14 protein-coding genes are annotated in these 15,156 nt (G+C 63.2%); 4 read left to right on the top strand and 10 right to left on the bottom strand.

Annotated elements, in window-relative coordinates; translation table 11 throughout:
• Positions 1–26: 26 nt before the first annotated feature.
• From VXL81_RS13740 to VXL81_RS13715, 6 genes are all read right to left on the bottom strand, one after another.
• Positions 27–320, bottom strand: coding sequence for a 4a-hydroxytetrahydrobiopterin dehydratase (locus VXL81_RS13740; RefSeq protein WP_416537419.1), 294 nt, complete (start codon positions 318–320; stop codon positions 27–29).
• Entirely contained in the window at positions 317–1,504 is a 1,188-nt protein-coding gene (locus tag VXL81_RS13735; RefSeq protein ID WP_340546788.1) for a GNAT family N-acetyltransferase, read from the bottom strand. Before VXL81_RS13735 ends, VXL81_RS13740 begins: the two co-directional genes overlap by 4 nt.
• A 46-nt stretch (positions 1,505–1,550) precedes the next feature.
• Positions 1,551–2,324 (bottom strand): glycerophosphodiester phosphodiesterase family protein, encoded by a 774-nt coding sequence (locus tag VXL81_RS13730; protein WP_340546787.1) that lies wholly within the window; start codon positions 2,322–2,324, stop codon positions 1,551–1,553.
• On the bottom strand, positions 2,321–2,779 hold the full coding sequence (locus VXL81_RS13725) for a RidA family protein (protein ID WP_416554733.1): 459 nt from the start codon (positions 2,777–2,779) through the stop codon (positions 2,321–2,323). The genes VXL81_RS13730 and VXL81_RS13725 overlap by 4 nt, the downstream gene beginning before the upstream one ends.
• 125 nt (positions 2,780–2,904) lie before the next feature.
• Positions 2,905–4,221: an HlyD family type I secretion periplasmic adaptor subunit gene (locus VXL81_RS13720; RefSeq protein ID WP_416535281.1), complete on the bottom strand. Its 1,317-nt coding sequence runs from the start codon at positions 4,219–4,221 to the stop codon at positions 2,905–2,907.
• A complete protein-coding gene (locus tag VXL81_RS13715) occupies positions 4,218–5,948 on the bottom strand; it encodes a type I secretion system permease/ATPase (protein WP_416554731.1) in 1,731 nt (576 codons plus the stop codon). Before VXL81_RS13715 ends, VXL81_RS13720 begins: the two co-directional genes overlap by 4 nt.
• Before the next feature lie 184 nt (positions 5,949–6,132).
• Here VXL81_RS13715 and VXL81_RS13710 point away from each other — a divergent pair, with 184 nt between their 5' ends.
• Together VXL81_RS13710 and VXL81_RS13705 are read left to right on the top strand one after the other, a co-directional pair.
• Positions 6,133–6,912 carry a VacJ family lipoprotein gene (locus VXL81_RS13710; RefSeq protein WP_374015516.1) on the top strand — a complete coding sequence of 260 codons (780 nt, stop codon included), beginning with the start codon at positions 6,133–6,135 and terminating at the stop codon, positions 6,910–6,912.
• On the top strand, positions 6,902–7,510 hold the full coding sequence (locus VXL81_RS13705) for an MlaC/ttg2D family ABC transporter substrate-binding protein (RefSeq protein ID WP_340546782.1): 609 nt from the start codon (positions 6,902–6,904) through the stop codon (positions 7,508–7,510). The genes VXL81_RS13710 and VXL81_RS13705 overlap by 11 nt, the downstream gene beginning before the upstream one ends.
• Before the next feature lie 272 nt (positions 7,511–7,782).
• On the opposite strand, the gene VXL81_RS13700 is transcribed toward VXL81_RS13705, so the two are convergent.
• Positions 7,783–10,038 carry a transglycosylase domain-containing protein gene (locus tag VXL81_RS13700; RefSeq protein ID WP_416535283.1) on the bottom strand — a complete coding sequence of 752 codons (2,256 nt, stop codon included), beginning with the start codon at positions 10,036–10,038 and terminating at the stop codon, positions 7,783–7,785.
• Positions 10,039–10,308: 270 nt separating this feature from the next.
• Here VXL81_RS13700 and VXL81_RS13695 point away from each other — a divergent pair, with 270 nt between their 5' ends.
• Together VXL81_RS13695 and VXL81_RS13690 are read left to right on the top strand one after the other, a co-directional pair.
• Positions 10,309–10,647, top strand: coding sequence for a P-II family nitrogen regulator (locus VXL81_RS13695; RefSeq protein WP_024095995.1), 339 nt, complete (start codon positions 10,309–10,311; stop codon positions 10,645–10,647).
• Positions 10,648–10,673: 26 nt separating this feature from the next.
• Positions 10,674–12,017: an ammonium transporter gene (locus tag VXL81_RS13690; protein ID WP_340546780.1), complete on the top strand. Its 1,344-nt coding sequence runs from the start codon at positions 10,674–10,676 to the stop codon at positions 12,015–12,017.
• 217 nt (positions 12,018–12,234) lie between these two features.
• Here the strand turns inward: VXL81_RS13690 and VXL81_RS13685 are convergent, their stop codons facing one another.
• From VXL81_RS13685 to VXL81_RS13675, 3 genes are all read right to left on the bottom strand, one after another.
• Entirely contained in the window at positions 12,235–13,419 is a 1,185-nt protein-coding gene (locus tag VXL81_RS13685) for an aromatic amino acid transaminase (protein ID WP_416554729.1), read from the bottom strand.
• Positions 13,419–14,270 (bottom strand): 3-mercaptopyruvate sulfurtransferase, encoded by an 852-nt coding sequence (gene sseA / locus VXL81_RS13680; protein WP_340546778.1) that lies wholly within the window; start codon positions 14,268–14,270, stop codon positions 13,419–13,421. The genes VXL81_RS13685 and sseA overlap by 1 nt, the downstream gene beginning before the upstream one ends.
• A gap of 140 nt (positions 14,271–14,410) precedes the next feature.
• Positions 14,411–14,971, bottom strand: a complete 561-nt coding sequence (locus VXL81_RS13675; protein ID WP_416554727.1) for a hypothetical protein — start codon at positions 14,969–14,971, stop codon at positions 14,411–14,413.
• Between the last annotated feature and the right edge of the window lie 185 nt (positions 14,972–15,156).

Raw genomic sequence — 15,156 nt, 5'->3', positions numbered from 1 at the left:
TCTACCGCGGATGAAGACGGCGCCTGTCAGACAAGGCTCTCCATCTTGCGCGCCAGCTTGGCGTCCAGCGCGCTGATACCGCCGACGTCATGGGTGGTCAGGGTCACTGTAACGGTATTGTAGACATTGCTCCATTCCGGGTGGTGGTCCCATTTTTCGGCCCAGATTGCAGCCCGCGTCATCCAGCCAAAGGCATCGACGAAGCTGGCGAATTTAAAGGTCTTGGTGATGGCGTCGCGGCCCTCGACCACCTCCCATCCGGCGCTGAACAGCGGGTCCAGCAGCGGGCCACGGGTGGCTTCAGAAAGTTTCTCGGTCATTGTTGCTCCTCCACATGGGGTTTGCGGAACGGACCGTAGTCCGTCAGGATCTCGATCTCTTCCTCGATGGCGCCGCGTTCGGCGTCCAGATAGCGGGCAATTGCATCGGCAAAGCCGGGATCGCCCACCCAATGCAGGCTGTGGGTCTGCCGGGGCAGATAGCCGCGCGCCAGTTTATGTTCGCCCTGCGCGCCTGCTTCGACGGCCGTCAGACCACGCGCAATCGCGTGTTCAATAGCCTGATAGTAGCACAGTTCGAAGTGCAGACAGGGGTGGTGTTCGGTGCACCCCCAGTAGCGACCGTAAAGCGTCTCACGGCCTAGGAAATTCAGTGCACCGGCCACCGGTATCCCGTCGCGTTCGGCAAGAATCAGCAGCATGTCGTCGGCCATGGTGTCATGGGCGATGTCAAAGAACGCGCGGCTGAGATAGGGCGAGCCCCATTTGCGCGCGCCGGTGTCCTGATAGAAGGTCCAGAAGGCATCCCAGTGTTCGCGGCGCAGATCGCTGCCGTGGTAACAGCGGATCTCGCCGCCGAAGCCCTGCGCCTGAGCGCGTTCCTTGCGGATGGTCTTGCGTTTGCGCGACGCTAGCGCGGCGAGGAAATCGTCAAAGCTGCGGTAGCCGTCGTTCAGCCAGTGAAACTGCTGGGTGACCCGCGCCATCAGACCCATTTCGGCGCCCATGGCGGCCTCATCCTCGGTGCAGAAGGTGACATGCAGCGAGGAGACGCGGTTATTGGCGGCAAGCTGCACGGCGCCCTGTACCAGCGCGGACTGGCCCACGCCTTCATACCCGGGCCTGACCAGAAAGCGGCGGCCTGTCGCGGGGGTAAAGGGGGCCGCGATCTGAAGTTTGGGATAGTAATGCCCGCCCGCGCGTTCATAGGCATGGGCCCAGTTGTGGTCGAAGATATATTCGCCCTGGCTGTGGGATTTCACATACATAGGGGCGCAGGCAATCAGCAGGCCGTCGCGCCGCGCGGTCAGATACTGCGGCTGCCAGCCGGTGCCCCGCCCCACCGATCCGCTGTCCTCCAGCGCGGACAGGAACCGGTAGGTGGTAAAGGGGTCGAGCGGTGGGCCGCCATCAGCGGCCTCGGGACAGGCGCAGGCGTCCCATTCCGCAGCCTCCAGCTGCGACAGCGCAGCCAGCACTTCGATTTCGATCTGCGCCTGTTCCATTCAATGCCTCCGCGACAGACAGTATCTGTGTCCGTCGCGGACGGGTTCAACCCGGAATATCAGAAAGATAGCGCTCGAAGGTGACATTATGCGCAATTTTGCGTGCCTCGGTTTCCATCGCGGCAGAGGTCACCGTCCAGCACAGGATCGGCACACCCTGATCACGCAGCTGCGTGACGCGATCCCGGCCGAGGTCTTGCACCTCGTGACTGATGAAACTGGCTTCGACGCGGTCGAAATCGGGGATCGCGCGCAGGTGGTCGCAGGTCGGCGTGCTCAATTCGCGCCAGCTGACCGGATCATAGGCGCTGGTGGTCAGTCCGCGCGGCACCTCGGGCGCCAGCCGTGCCAGCTCTGCCACGGAATGCGGGTTGAAGGACATCAGGGCGACATCGCCCTTGTAGCCCTGCAACTGGCGCAGGGTGTCTGCCTCCAGCGCGCCGATGTTGGGGCCCATATCGCCGTCCTGATCCTTCAGCTCGATCAGCAGCGGCGCGCGGCCTGCCACCAGATCAAGGATCTCTGCCAGATCGGGGATACATTCACCGTCGCCGCCCTTGAGCGGGATCGCGCGCAGCTGATCGCGGGTGTGATCCGCCACCAGACCGGTGCCTTCGGCCAGCCGGTCCAGGGCGTAATCGTGAAACACCATGGCGCAGCCGTCCGAGGACAGCTGCAAATCCATTTCGATACCATAGCCAGCCTCGATCGCGGCGCGCATGGCGGCGCGGCTGTTTTCCGGGCGGCCATCGCGCACATCATGCAGCGCGCGATGGGTTATGGGCTGGCGCAGGAGTGCGGCAGGCAGGTCAGCTCTCATGAGATCTGGAACACGCCGTCGATTTCCACAGCGACCCCCAGCGGCAGCGAAGGCGAGCTGACGGCGGCACGGGCATGACGGCCGGCATCGCCCAGCACTTCGACCATCAGATCGGAAGCGCCGTTCACCACCTGCGGCTGATCGGTGAAACTGTCGGTGGAATTCACAAAGGCGCCGAGTTTGACGACGCGCTTCAGGCGATTGAGATCGCCATCACAGGCGGCTTTCAGCTGCGCCAGCAGCGCGATGGCACATTGGCGGGCGGCTTTCTGACCTGCGACCACATCCATGTCGGCGCCCAGTTTGCCGGTGATCAGCCCTTCGGGGCCGGCCGAGATCTGGCCGGAGATGTAGACCATATCGCCGACCACGACATAGGGGACGTAATTGGCAGCCGGGGCCGGTGCGCTCGGCAGCTGAATGCCCAGTTCTTTGAGTTTGGCTTCGATATCCATGGGTGCAGTCCTTTGCATCAGGTTTTGCGGAACGCTAACCGGGAAGCGGCAGGGCGGAAAGCAAAAAACCGCCCCGGGTGGGGCGGTTTTGCGACGTGTCTTCGGCTTCGCGCTGCTCGGCCCCGTCAGCTTTCCCTGAAGGCTTTGACGAAGTAGTCGGCAAGGGGTTTCACGAGATAGGCCAGCGGCGTGCGCTCGGCGGTCCGGATGTATCCTTCGACCGGCATACCGGGGATCAGCACCGTGCCCTCGGGCAGGGTTTCCAGCTGGCCGGGATCCAGTTCGATCTCGGTGCGGTAGTAGGAGAGCTTGCTCGCCTGATCCTCAAACGCATCGGCAGAGACCTGTTTCACCGTGCCGAAAAGTTCCGGCGTCAGGCGCTGATCCAGAGCCGGGAAGCGCAGGGTTACCGGCTGACCGACATAGATCTGATCGACATCGGTGGGGGCCACCTGCGCGGCAATCACCAGCGGCCTGTCCTGCGGCACCAGATAAAGCACCGGCTCCGCCGCCCGGATCACCGAGCGCGGCGTATGGACCTGCAGACCATAGACGATGCCGGAGACCGGTGCAGTGATATCGAGCCGCGCCAGACGTTCCTTCAGCGCGCGGCGGGTCTCGGCCAATTCCAGCTCCTGATAGCGCAGATCGCGCAGCCGGGTGATGGCCTGCTCGCGCTGCTGGGTGCCCAGTTTGAGGATTTCGATGTCGATTTCGGTGATGCGCCCCTCGGCCTGGGCCTCGGTGGCAATCAGCTCGCCCAGCGAACCTTGCAGGTCGGCCTCGGTCCGGCGCAGGTTCAGAACCGTGCCGGCCTGCGCCAGCCCGCGATCCAGCAGCGACTGCTGGTTTGCCAGCTCCTCCTCGATCAGCTCGAGCTGGGTGCGGCGCGAGGCCTGCTGCGCCAGAACGCCTTTGATCTGATCCTGTATCTGCGAGCGTCGTTTTTCCAGCTGGTCGATTTCGCGCGCCACCGAATCCTTGCGCGCCTGAAACAGGCGGAGCTGGCCCTGCATCAGATCGGCCACCTCTGGCCGGGTTTCGGCCAGTTCGGAAAGCTCGGCGTCGAACTCAACCGTCTCGGCGCTGTCCCGCTCGGCATCAAGGCGCGCGCGGCGTGCCATCAGTTCAAACAGCTGACCTTCGGTGATGACCAGTTGCGAGTGCAGCTCCTTGGCATCCAGCCGCAGCAGCACCGCGCCCTCGGCCACGGTGTCGCCCTCTTCCACCAGAATGTCCTGCACGATGCCGCCGTCGAGGTGCTGCACAACCTGCCGGTTGCGGTCGACCTCAATCCGGCCCGAGGCTACAATGGCACCGGCGATGGAGGTGGCGACCGACCAGGTCCCAAAGCCCCCGAGCAGGATCACAACGCCGAACAGGCCGATCAGCAGCGGACGGCGGGCGGACCAGGATGTGGCCCCGGTATCGGTCTGGTTCATCGCACACCTCCTGGCGCTGCCTGTTGAATGCTCTGGTGGTTCGAAACCATTTCCCGCAGGACCTTGTCCTTGGGGCCAAAGGCGGTCTGGATCCCCTGATCAATGACCAGCAAAAGGTCACATTCCTGAATGGCCGCCGGGCGATGGGCCATGATCAGCACCGATCTGCCATCGGCCTTGAGCTGTTTGATCGCCCGGTTGAGCGCCACCGACCCGTCGTTGTCGAGGTTCGAATTCGGCTCATCCAGAATGACGATCACCGGATCGTCATAAAGCGCGCGCGCCAAGGCGACGCGCTGCATCTGACCGCCGGAGAGCCGCCCGCCCCCAGCCGTGATCCGGGTGTCATAGCCATCGGGCAGATGCACGATCATATCATGGGCCGCAGCCTTTTTCGCGGCGGCGACGACTTTTTCGGAATCCGGGTTGGACGACAGCCGGGCGATGTTCTGGGCAATGGTGCCCTCGAACAGCTGCACGCGCTGCGGCAGGTAGCCGATGTTCTGGCCCAGCACCTCGGGGGCGTATTGCTCCAGCGAGGCGCCATCCAGCCGCACCGTGCCCGCCGCCGGGCGCCAGGCGCCGGTCAGTGCCCGCGCGAGGGTGGATTTGCCGGAGCCTGAGGGGCCGATCACGCCGATGGCCTGACCCGGCTGCACCCGGAAGCTGACATTGCGCAGCTGCGGACGGCTGTCCCCCGGCGGCACCACCGCCAGCGCCTGTACTTCGAGATTGGCGGAGGGTTTGGGCAATTCGGTGCGCTGCGGCTCTTCCGGGACTTTCTCCAGCAGCTCGGCGAGATTGCGCCAGCCCTTCAGCGCGCGCTGCACCATCGCCCATTGACCAAGCGCCAGTTCGATAGGCGCCAGCGCCCGGCCCATCAGGATCGAGCCTGCGATCATCGCGCCGGCGGTCACCTCGTTCTGCAGCACCAGATACGCGCCCAGACCCAGCATCGCCGATTGCAGGAACAGGCGCAGGGTTTTGGTCAATGTGGTGAAGCCGCCGCCAACGTCGCTGGCGGCGACACTGTCCACCAGTGCGGCATCGCGGCCCGCTTTCCAGCGCTGAAACGCGGCGCGGCGCATACCCATAGACTGGATCATCTCCGCTTCGGTGCGGATTTCCTCGGACATCAGATTGGCCCGGTGGCCGGAAATGCCCGCCTGCATCTGCGGGCGGCGCGACAGGAACTGGTTCAGCACCGCGATGGCGATGAGAACCGCACCACCGCCAAGCGCCAGCAGCCCGAGCCAGGGGTGGAACAGAGCGATGCCAAACAGGAAGATCGGCGTCCAGGGCAGATCGAATGCGGCACCGAGCACCGGCGAGGCGATCAGACGTTGCACCGATTCCAAATCGCTGAGACCGGTCTGCGCCACCGGATCCTGAGCCACCGCGGAACGGCGGATCATGGCATCAAACACGCGCTGGTCCAGCTCGGCCTGAAACCGCGCCCCGGCCCGCGACAGAATGCGACCGCGCGCATAATCCAGAATACCCATGGTGCCGTAGAGAAACACCACCAGCAGTGACAGCGCGATCAGCGTCGCCACCGACCGGCTGCCCAGCACCCGGTCATAGACCTGCATCATGTATAGCGGTCCCGTCAGCATCAGCATATTCACGAAGAAGCTGAAGATACCGACCGACCAATAGAGACCACGACTGCGGCGACGATGCGCCCGCAGCTCATCGAAGCCGGATTTATTAGTAGTTTTCGTCATGAGAGGTCTGCAATTCCCTGTCAATATGCCCTATGTATCAGCCACGCGCGCAGAAAACCGGACCACATATGTTCCAAATCTGCCACAACTGTGTAAACAAGCCCAGTCTCTGACTAGGCAGAGCTGAGAAACACCCTAAGTGGGTCCAACGCGCCCACAGCAGACAGATTGGACACCGAAGCGAATGACCTTCCCGCTGCGACCTTTTTTGATTATGGCCCTGGTAACTGTTACGTCGACACTGGCAGGCTGCGCAACCCAAGATAGTGTCTCGCGCGCGTCGGGTGAGGTGTTCGATCCTTACGAGAACACCAACCGGTCCATTCACAATTTCAACCGTGGTGTTGACCGCTTTGCCTTTCGCCCCGCTGCCAAGGGTTATGTCGCGATTGTGCCGCCGGATATGGTGACCAGTTTCAACAACTTTGCCGAGAACCTGTCGATGCCGGGTCAGGCGGTGAATGCGCTGTTGCAGGGCAATTTCAAGGAATCGGGCATCGCTGTATCGCGCTTTGTGATCAATACGATCTTTGGCATCGGCGGCCTTGGCGATCCGGCCTCTGACTTCAACGTGCCGCGTGTGGACACCAATTTCGGCGAAACGCTGCATGTCTGGGGTGTTGGCGAAGGCGCCTATGTCGAGCTGCCGTTCTTTGGCCCCTCCACCGCCCGCGACGGGGCTGGCATCGTGGTGGATTTCTTCACCAATCCGATCAGCTACGCTCGGCATAATCCAGCCGACAACATCGGCATCTATGCCGAGGTGGTGCGTCGTCTGGGGGATCGTGGCACATATTCCGACACCATCGACTCGATTTTGTATGAGAGCGCCGACAGCTACGCGCAGGCGCGGCTGATCTACCTTCAGAACCGCCGCTTCGAGTTGGGCGGCGATCAAAGTGAATACGAAGGGGTCTATGGCGATCCCTATTCAGATCCGTATGAGGACATCTATGCCGAGTAATTTTCTGACCCGCCGCAGTTTCCTGGCCACTGGCGTTGCCTTTCTCGGGCTGGCCGCCCTGCCCGGTAAAGTGCTTGCCCTGAGTGAAGCCGCCGCGCGCAGCCTTGTCGGCAGCGTCGTTGGCGACATCAACAAGGTCATCGCCTCCGGCAAGTCCGAAGGCGCGATGATCCGTGATTTCGAGAAGATTTTCGTGCGCTATGCGGATGTGAACATCATGGCACGCTATGCGCTGGGTGTGGATGCCCGCCGCGCCTCGGGCGCGCAGATGAACGCTTTTGCCGATGCGTTCCAGGGCTATATCTCCCGCAAATACGGCAAGCGGTTCCGCGAGTTCATCGGCGGTTCGGTCGAGGTGCAATCCGCGCGCAAGATCAAGGCGGGTTATGAGATCAAATCGCTGGCCAAGCTGAAAGGTCAGGCCCCGTTTGAGGTGACCTTCCTCGTGTCCGATAAATCCGGTCGCGACAAATTCTACAACATGTTCATCGAAGGCGTGAACCTGCTGTTGACCGAACGCACCGAGATCGGGGCCATCCTTGACCGCAACAAGGGTGATATCAACAAGCTGATCGCCGAGCTGAAGCGGCTGAGCTGAGTTCAGCCACCGCAGCGTCAGACAGATCACGAAGAAGGGGCCCGGCGGCCCCTTTTTCTATTTCAGGATTGCAGTTTGTGCGCCGCGCCCGGTCAGCGCGCATAAGGTCGCGCGATGATCCCCAGCGCGGTGCGACACCAAACGGGGCTACCGGCGGTCACCAAACGGAGTGACTGACCGCCGACGACCGCGCCGGAACGCTGCACGGTGACAGCGCAGAGACATGCGGGACATAAGACCCATATTGGCCCGGCTTGGTCCGGCATGATGCGCTATCGGTTGCCGAAGATGTCACGCAGCAGACCGTCCACCGCGCGCCCCAGTTCCTGCCCGACGTTGGGCCGCTGGCGACGCTGTGGCTGCGGTTGTGGCGGTGGTGCGATGGGCTGCGGTGCGATCATCGGCAGCGGTTTGGGTGTCAGACCGTCATGCACCCGCACCATGACCTCGCGCCAGATATCGGCGGGCAGACCGCCACCGGTCACGCCGGAGAGCGGCGTGTTGTCATCATAACCCATCCAGACGCCCGCGACATAATCGGCAGTGAAGCCCACAAACCAGGCATCACGGGCCGCCTGTGTCGTGCCGGTCTTGCCGGCCGCCTGCCAGCCGGGGATCTGCGCCCGCCGACCGCTGCCCTGCGACACCACCTGTTCCATCATCCAGATCAGTTCCCGCGCCGCCTTGGTCTGGATCACCCGCTCGCCCAGACCGCCGCTGGCGCCCATCAGAGGGGTGTTGTCGCCAATGATCGTCAGCTCCGTCACGCCATATGGGGTCACCGAGGAGCCACCATTGAGAATGCCCGCATAGGCTCCGGTCATATCAAGCAGCGTGCTTTCGGAGGCACCCAGCGCCAGCGCCGGGCCGGCGGCCAGTTCACTGTCCAGTCCGAAATCACCGGCCACGCGACGCACCAGATCGCGGCCCACCGCCTCGGACACTTTTACAGCCGGGACGTTCAGCGAATCCCGCAGGGCCTGCGCCAGGGTGACCTCGCCATAGAATTTCCGCGTATAGTTCTTTGGGCACCACTGGCCGGACCCCGGAACATCAAGGCAATATTGCGCGTCCAGCACCCGGTCGAGCGGCGAATACCCCAGCTCAAGCGCCGTGGCATAGACAAAGGGTTTGAAGGCCGAGCCGGTCTGACGCTTGGCCTGGGTCGCGCGGTTGAACACACCGGAGACACGGGATTTGCGCCCACCCACCATGGCCCGGACCGCGCCATCCGCGCTCATCACCACAATGGCGGCCTGCGCCTTGGAGCCTTCGCGGACCTTGGTGTCAAAGACATGGTTCAGCGCATCTTCGGCTGCGCGTTGCAGGCGCTGGTCGATGGTGGTGCGGATCACCACATCCTCGGTTGTCTCATTGCCAAAGAAATCCGGGATGGTGTCCATCACCCAATCGGCGAAATAGCCACCGGCGCGGGCGGCGGCGGCCTCGCTCAGGACCGCAGGGGTATTCTGCGCCGCGCGCATTTCAGCGGTGGTCAGATACCCCTGCTCCTGCATCAGGCGCAGCACGGTGGCGGCGCGATCCTGCGAGCGTTGCAGGTTATTGGTCGGTGCCAGCGTTGAAGGGGCTGTCAGCAGACCCGCCAGCATCGCCGCCTCTGCGGCATCCACCTGATTGGCGGATTTGCCGAAATAGCGCTGCGCTGCGGCCTCGGCCCCATAGGCGCCACCGCCCAGATAGGCGCGGTTCATATAGATCGAGAGGATTTCATCCTTGGTGTATTTGGCCTCCATCGCCATCGCGAAGATGGCTTCCTTGGCCTTGCGCCACAGCGACCCCTGGCGGCAGTCGCGTTCATAGGCGCGCTCGCTCTCCCATTCGGTCGGATCATAGACCACGCCGAGGCACAGCAGCTTGGCGGTCTGCTGCGTGATGGTGGAGCCGCCATGGCCGGACAGCGGGCCGCGCCCTTCGCTCAGGTTGATGCGGACAGCGCTGGCAACGCCGCGCGGCGATACACCGAAGTGGCGGTAGAACCGTTTATCCTCTGTCGCGACGATGGCGTTCTTCAGGTAGGGCGAGACGGTTTCGCTGGTGACCACGCCGCCGAATTGATCCCCCCGCCAGGCAAAGACCTCGCCGTTGCGATCGGTGAGCGTGACAGAGCCGCGCGCGCGCCCGTCCAACAGTTCAGCAACCTCGGGCAGTTTCATGTAGTGGTAGCCCACCGCCAGCGCCACCAGCGCGGTCGAGATCATGCCGATCCGCCAGGCAAATCCCCAGGCCAGCCGGAACGCCCAGCGAAATGGTGCCAGCAGCAGCGCGAGGATCTTGCCCAGCAGGGTCTTTGGTTTCTGCGGTTTGCGCGGGCCTCTGCCGCCGCCCCCGGTGCCACCCGTTTTGCGACCGCCGCCGAACAGGCCAAGCCAGCCCGATTTACGCGGCCTTGCGGTTGATTTCGGCCGTGGTTTGGCCTTGCGCGCGGGCGCTTTGCCCTGCGTGCCGCGCCCCGCTGTCGCGTAGCGCTTGTCTGCGACCAGAGGTCGGCGCCGCGGTCCTTGTGCCATCTTCCAGATCCTGCCCGGTTTGCCCGTTTTGCGGACCATACCGTGTCTGCGACGGTTTGTTGAGGGGCAGTTTCACGACATTTCCCCTCTGAAAGCCGGGTGTTTTTTAGGCGGACTGGCAAAAGATCGCCTATTTTTTAGCCGTCCCGCCGCAACCGCCCTCAAAACCCGGCCCCGAACGTTCCACCGACTCGGCTCTGCGGATTTGCTGCACCTGCAAACAGTTCAGGCGCTGTCACCACGCGCCGCCATCATCACAGGGGGTCGGGCATGAAAATGATCATAGCAACCATCAAGCCGTTCAAGCTGGAGGAGGTCCGCGAGGCGCTGACATCCATCGGCGTGTCCGGGCTGATGGTCACGGAAATCAAGGGGTTCGGCGCCCAGTCCGGCCATACGGAGATCTATCGTGGGGCGGAATATGAGGTGAATTTCGTGCCCAAGATGCGGCTGGATCTGGTGGTGCCCTCCGGGCTGGCCGATCAGGTCGTCGACACCATCACCCAGACCGCCCGCACCGGCAAGATCGGTGACGGCAAGATTTTTGTTCTCGACGTTGAGCAGGCGATCCGCGTGCGCACCGGCGAAACCAATCACGACGCGCTGTGAAAACGCGCAAAGGAAGGAAATCAGTTATGCGTAAATCAACCCTTTCCCTTGCAGCGGTGGCGACGCTGGCCCTGCCCGGCCTCGCCCTCGCCCAGGAGACCGCCGCTGCGGCCCCGGCGCCCGGAGCGGCAGCCACCGACACGGTGTTTATCCTCAACTCGCTGCTGTTTCTGGTCGGCGGCTTCCTCGTGTTCTGGATGGCGGCCGGTTTTGCCATGCTGGAAGCGGGTCTGGTGCGGTCGAAGAACGTCACCATGCAGCTGACAAAAAACGTTGCGCTGTTCTCTCTGGCGGCCATCTTCTATTACCTGATCGGCTATAACCTGATGTATCCGCTGGGCACCTGGTCGATTGAGGGCGTCCTCTCCGGTGTCTGGGGTCCAGGCGTTCTGGAGGCGGTGGGCATCACCGCCGAGCAGGCGGATGATTACTCCTATGCCTCCACCGGATCGGATTTCTTCTTCCAGCTGATGTTCTGTGCAACCACGGCCTCCATTGTCTCCGGCACCCTCGCCGAGCGCGTGAAACTCTGGCCCTTCCTCGCCTTTACCATCGTGCTGACCGCAGTGATCTACCCGCTGCAGGCCAGCTGGAAATGGGGCGGCGGCTTCCTGGACGAGATGGGGTTCCTCGACTTTGCAGGCTCCACCGTGGTGCATTCCGTTGGGGGCTGGGCGGCTCTGACCGGCGCGCTGATCCTTGGCCCGCGCATTGGCAAGTACAAGAACGGCAAGACCGTCCCGATGCCCGGATCCAACCTGGCGCTGGCCACCCTTGGGACGTTCATCCTGTGGCTGGGCTGGTTCGGCTTTAACGGTGGCTCGCAGCTGGCGATGGGCACTGTCGGGGATGTCGCGGACGTGAGCCGGATCTTTGCCAATACCAACGCAGCCGCAGCTGGCGGCGCCGTGGCCGCGCTGATCCTGACGCAGCTGCTGTTCAAGAAGCCCGATCTTACCATGATCCTGAACGGCGCGCTGGCGGGTCTGGTGTCGATCACCGCAGAACCGCTGACGCCCGGTCTGGGCATGGCAACGCTGATCGGGGCTGCTGGCGGCATCATCGTGGTCTTTGTGGTGCCACTGCTGGACAAGCTGAAAATCGACGATGTGGTCGGCGCCATCCCGGTTCACCTGGTGGCCGGTATCTGGGGCACCATCGCGGTTGTGCTGACCAACCCCGAAGCCAGCCTGATCACACAGCTGACCGGGATCGTGGTTGTCGCGCTCTTCGTCATTATCTCTTCCGCCGTGGTCTGGCTGATCCTGCGGGCGGTGACCGGTATCCGGGTTGGCGAAGAGGACGAAGTCAACGGTCTGGACATGGCGGAACTGGGTATGGAAGCCTATCCCGAATTTTCCCCCAGCTGATCCGAACCCGGCTTGACACTGAACGCGGTTCCCGGTGCCTCCGGGGGCCGCGTTTTCATTTGGGTGCCCCCCCGAGCCGCAGCCATAAGTCTTTGAAGGCTTTTGCCCAGACGAATTGAGAAAGTCTGGTGAGCCGTCGCAAAACGCCCCGCCGAAGCGGGGCGTGATCATCGGTTCTGACAGCCTGAATCAGACAGGCGGGATCAGCCAGGCAGGATCAGACGCCAGCGTCGACAATCGCCCGGGCGAGGATCGGCACCGTCTGGGTGTTCAGACCTGCGATATTCATGCGGCTGTCGCCGACCATGTAGATGCCGCTGTCGGCGCGCATCTTCTCGACCATTTCAGGCGTGGTGCCGAGCAGTGAGAACATGCCGCGATGCTGGGCCAGGAAGGCAAAGCGGTCAGACCCGGTCAGGCGCTGCAGCTCATCCGCGAGCTGCTGGCGGAGTTTCAGCATGCCAAGGCGGGTCTCTTCCAGTTCCGCCGCCCAATCGGCGCGCAGCGCGTCGTCATTCAGGATCATGGTCACCAGACGCGCGCCATGATCCGGCGGGAAGGAATAGTTCTGCCGGTTCAGGAACGCCAGCGTGCCCTGGTTCAGCCCCTGTGCGCCTGCATCCTGCGATACTGCCATCAGCAGGCCGGTGCGTTCGCGGTAGATGCCGAAGTTCTTTGAACAGCTGGCCGCGATCAGACATTCCGGCGTGCTGGCCGCCACGTAGCGCACGCCCTGCGCGTCCTCTTCCAGACCATCGCCAAAGCCCTGATAGGCAATGTCGATCATCGGAATGAGACCGCGTTCGTTCAGCAGCGCCACCACTTCCTGCCACTGCACGATGTTGAGGTTGGCACCGGTCGGGTTGTGGCAGCAGCCATGCAGCAGCACCACGTCGCCTTTGTTGGCGGTTTTCAGATCTTCAATCATGCCATCGAAATCAACGCCGCAGGTCTCGCGGTCGAAATAGCGATAGGCGACGGTTTCGATGTGCAGATAGTTCAGGATCGAGATGTGGTTTGGCCAGGTCGGGTTCGACACGAACACCCGCGCGCCCGGGTTGGCCATCTTGATCAGCTCAAACGCCTGACGCACGGCACCGGTGCCACCGGGGGTGGCGGCTGCCGCGACATTGCCCCGCTCGACGCTATCCGCAAGGATCAGCTTGATCATCGCGTCGGAATAGGCCGGATCACCGGCCAGGCCGACGTAGGATTTGGAGGTCTGCTCTTCCCACAGTTTATGTTCTGCCGCCTTGATGGCGCGCATCACCGGGGTCACCCCTTCGGCGTTCTTGTAGACGCCGACGCCAAGGTCGATCTTGTCATCGCGCGGGTCGTCGCGATACGTCTGCATCAGCATCAGGATCTTGTCCGCCGGCTGGGGTTTCAGGGTTTCGAACATCAGGTCTCTCCGGTTGCAACGGGAAGGGTTGGGAAGGCGCCCCACTCAGTCCAGGAGCCGTCATAAAGCGAATGATCGGTCTTGCCGATCCGCTCCATGGCGAGGCTGAGGACTGCGGCGGTCACGCCTGACCCACAGGTGGTGATGGCAGGCTTGCTGAGATCGACACCAGCCCGTTCAAAGGCGGCACGCAGCGCGTCCGGCGCTTTCATCGTCTGGTCAGCGTTCAGCAGTTCGGTATAGGGCAGGTTCTTGGAGCCGGGGATATGACCCGACCGCAGACCTTCGCGGGGTTCGGCAACCGTGCCCTGAAACCGCGCGGCCGCACGGGCGTCGATGATCTCGTGATCGCCAAGCTTGGCGGCGGAGGACACTTGCGTCACATCACGCAGCAGATGGTTCTGTACCCGCACGGTCATATGGCGGTCGCGGATGACCGGCGGCAGATCTTCGACCGGGTTGCCCTCGGCCTGCCATTTCGGCAGACCACCGTCCAGCACCGCAACATTGGTCTGCCCCATCAGGCGGAACAGCCACCACACCCGCGCCGCCGACCGCAGCCCAGTGCCGTCATAGACCACAACCTGATGGCCGTCACCAACCCCCATCGCGCGCAGGCGGGACATGAATTTCTCCACCGGGGGAACCATATGCGGCAGCTCGGAGCGATTGTCGGCGATATCGTCGATATCAAAGAAGCGCGCGCCGGGAATATGAGCTGCGTCATACTCCGCCTTGGCGTCTCGCCCTTCGTGCGGCATGTACCACGAGGCATCAAGGAGCCGCAGATCAGGGTCCTTCAGATGCGCAGCAAGCCAGTCTGTCGACACAAGCGTTTTAGGATCATCCAACGTTACCGCCTCCCCTCATATGTGCTGAGGCATCCGTACAACCGCGCGGACAGAGTCGCAAGGGAGGCCAGGCCTGCAGCGCAACAATCTGTCCCACCGGGCCGGATCGGAGGCGCTGCGCCGGGCATCTGCACTCCCTGTCAGCGGACAACCCGCAGCCGAGGGCGCGCGGATTCGGTGGCAGGTTGTGACCGAGGGGCCGGATCCGCCTTGCCCGCCGGGAAGCGATGGGCAAAGGACAGCGCCGCGCGGATCACATGCGGGTCCATCCAGCCGCCGGTCAGATCGGCCACGGCGTCGCGGGCCGCTGGGGTGTTGTCGCGGCGCATGTGATGCAGCATCCGCAGACAGGCCGCTTCATCCGCGGTGACACTGGCTCGGGTCGAGAGGGTCAGCGCGTCATGCCCCTGATAAAGCTCGCCGCGCAGGTCATGCAGGCAGCGCACCACCTTGAACAGCGCATGCGCGACCCCCAGGCCAAAACTCTCACCCCAGCGCTCAGCCGCGCTGCAACAGGCGTGCTGCCAGGCCTGGCTCTGCGGCTCTCGCAGGCAGGTGGTGAAATGGCGCAGCTGTGGCACCAGCGCGACCTCAAACGGATCAAGCCCCAGTTCCGCAAGCGCGGTTTCTGCGGGCATAGTTGGCATGTCAGCGGCGGGCGCAGGGGTCAGAGGTCGCGAATCAGAAAGGGCCTCAGGCATCGGCATCATCCTTGTCACAGGGAGGAAAACAGAAGATGCCGGGCCTGACCGAGGGATGTGTCTGCTGGGTTGGGCTTATCTGACTTATTTAGTCAGTTATTGCAATGGCCGCGCGTCACCCGGTGCCACTGCCGGGCAGGATAGGGTGGCCGGGAAGCGACGGTCGTAGGTCCGGCGCAGGCCCG

It is taken from the genome of Phaeobacter sp. JH204B, from assembly GCF_048055755.1.
GTDB lineage: Bacteria > Pseudomonadota > Alphaproteobacteria > Rhodobacterales > Rhodobacteraceae > Phaeobacter > Phaeobacter bryozoorum.
Note: the sequence above shows the minus strand (reverse complement) of the source record. Positions and strands in the feature narration are given on the sequence as shown.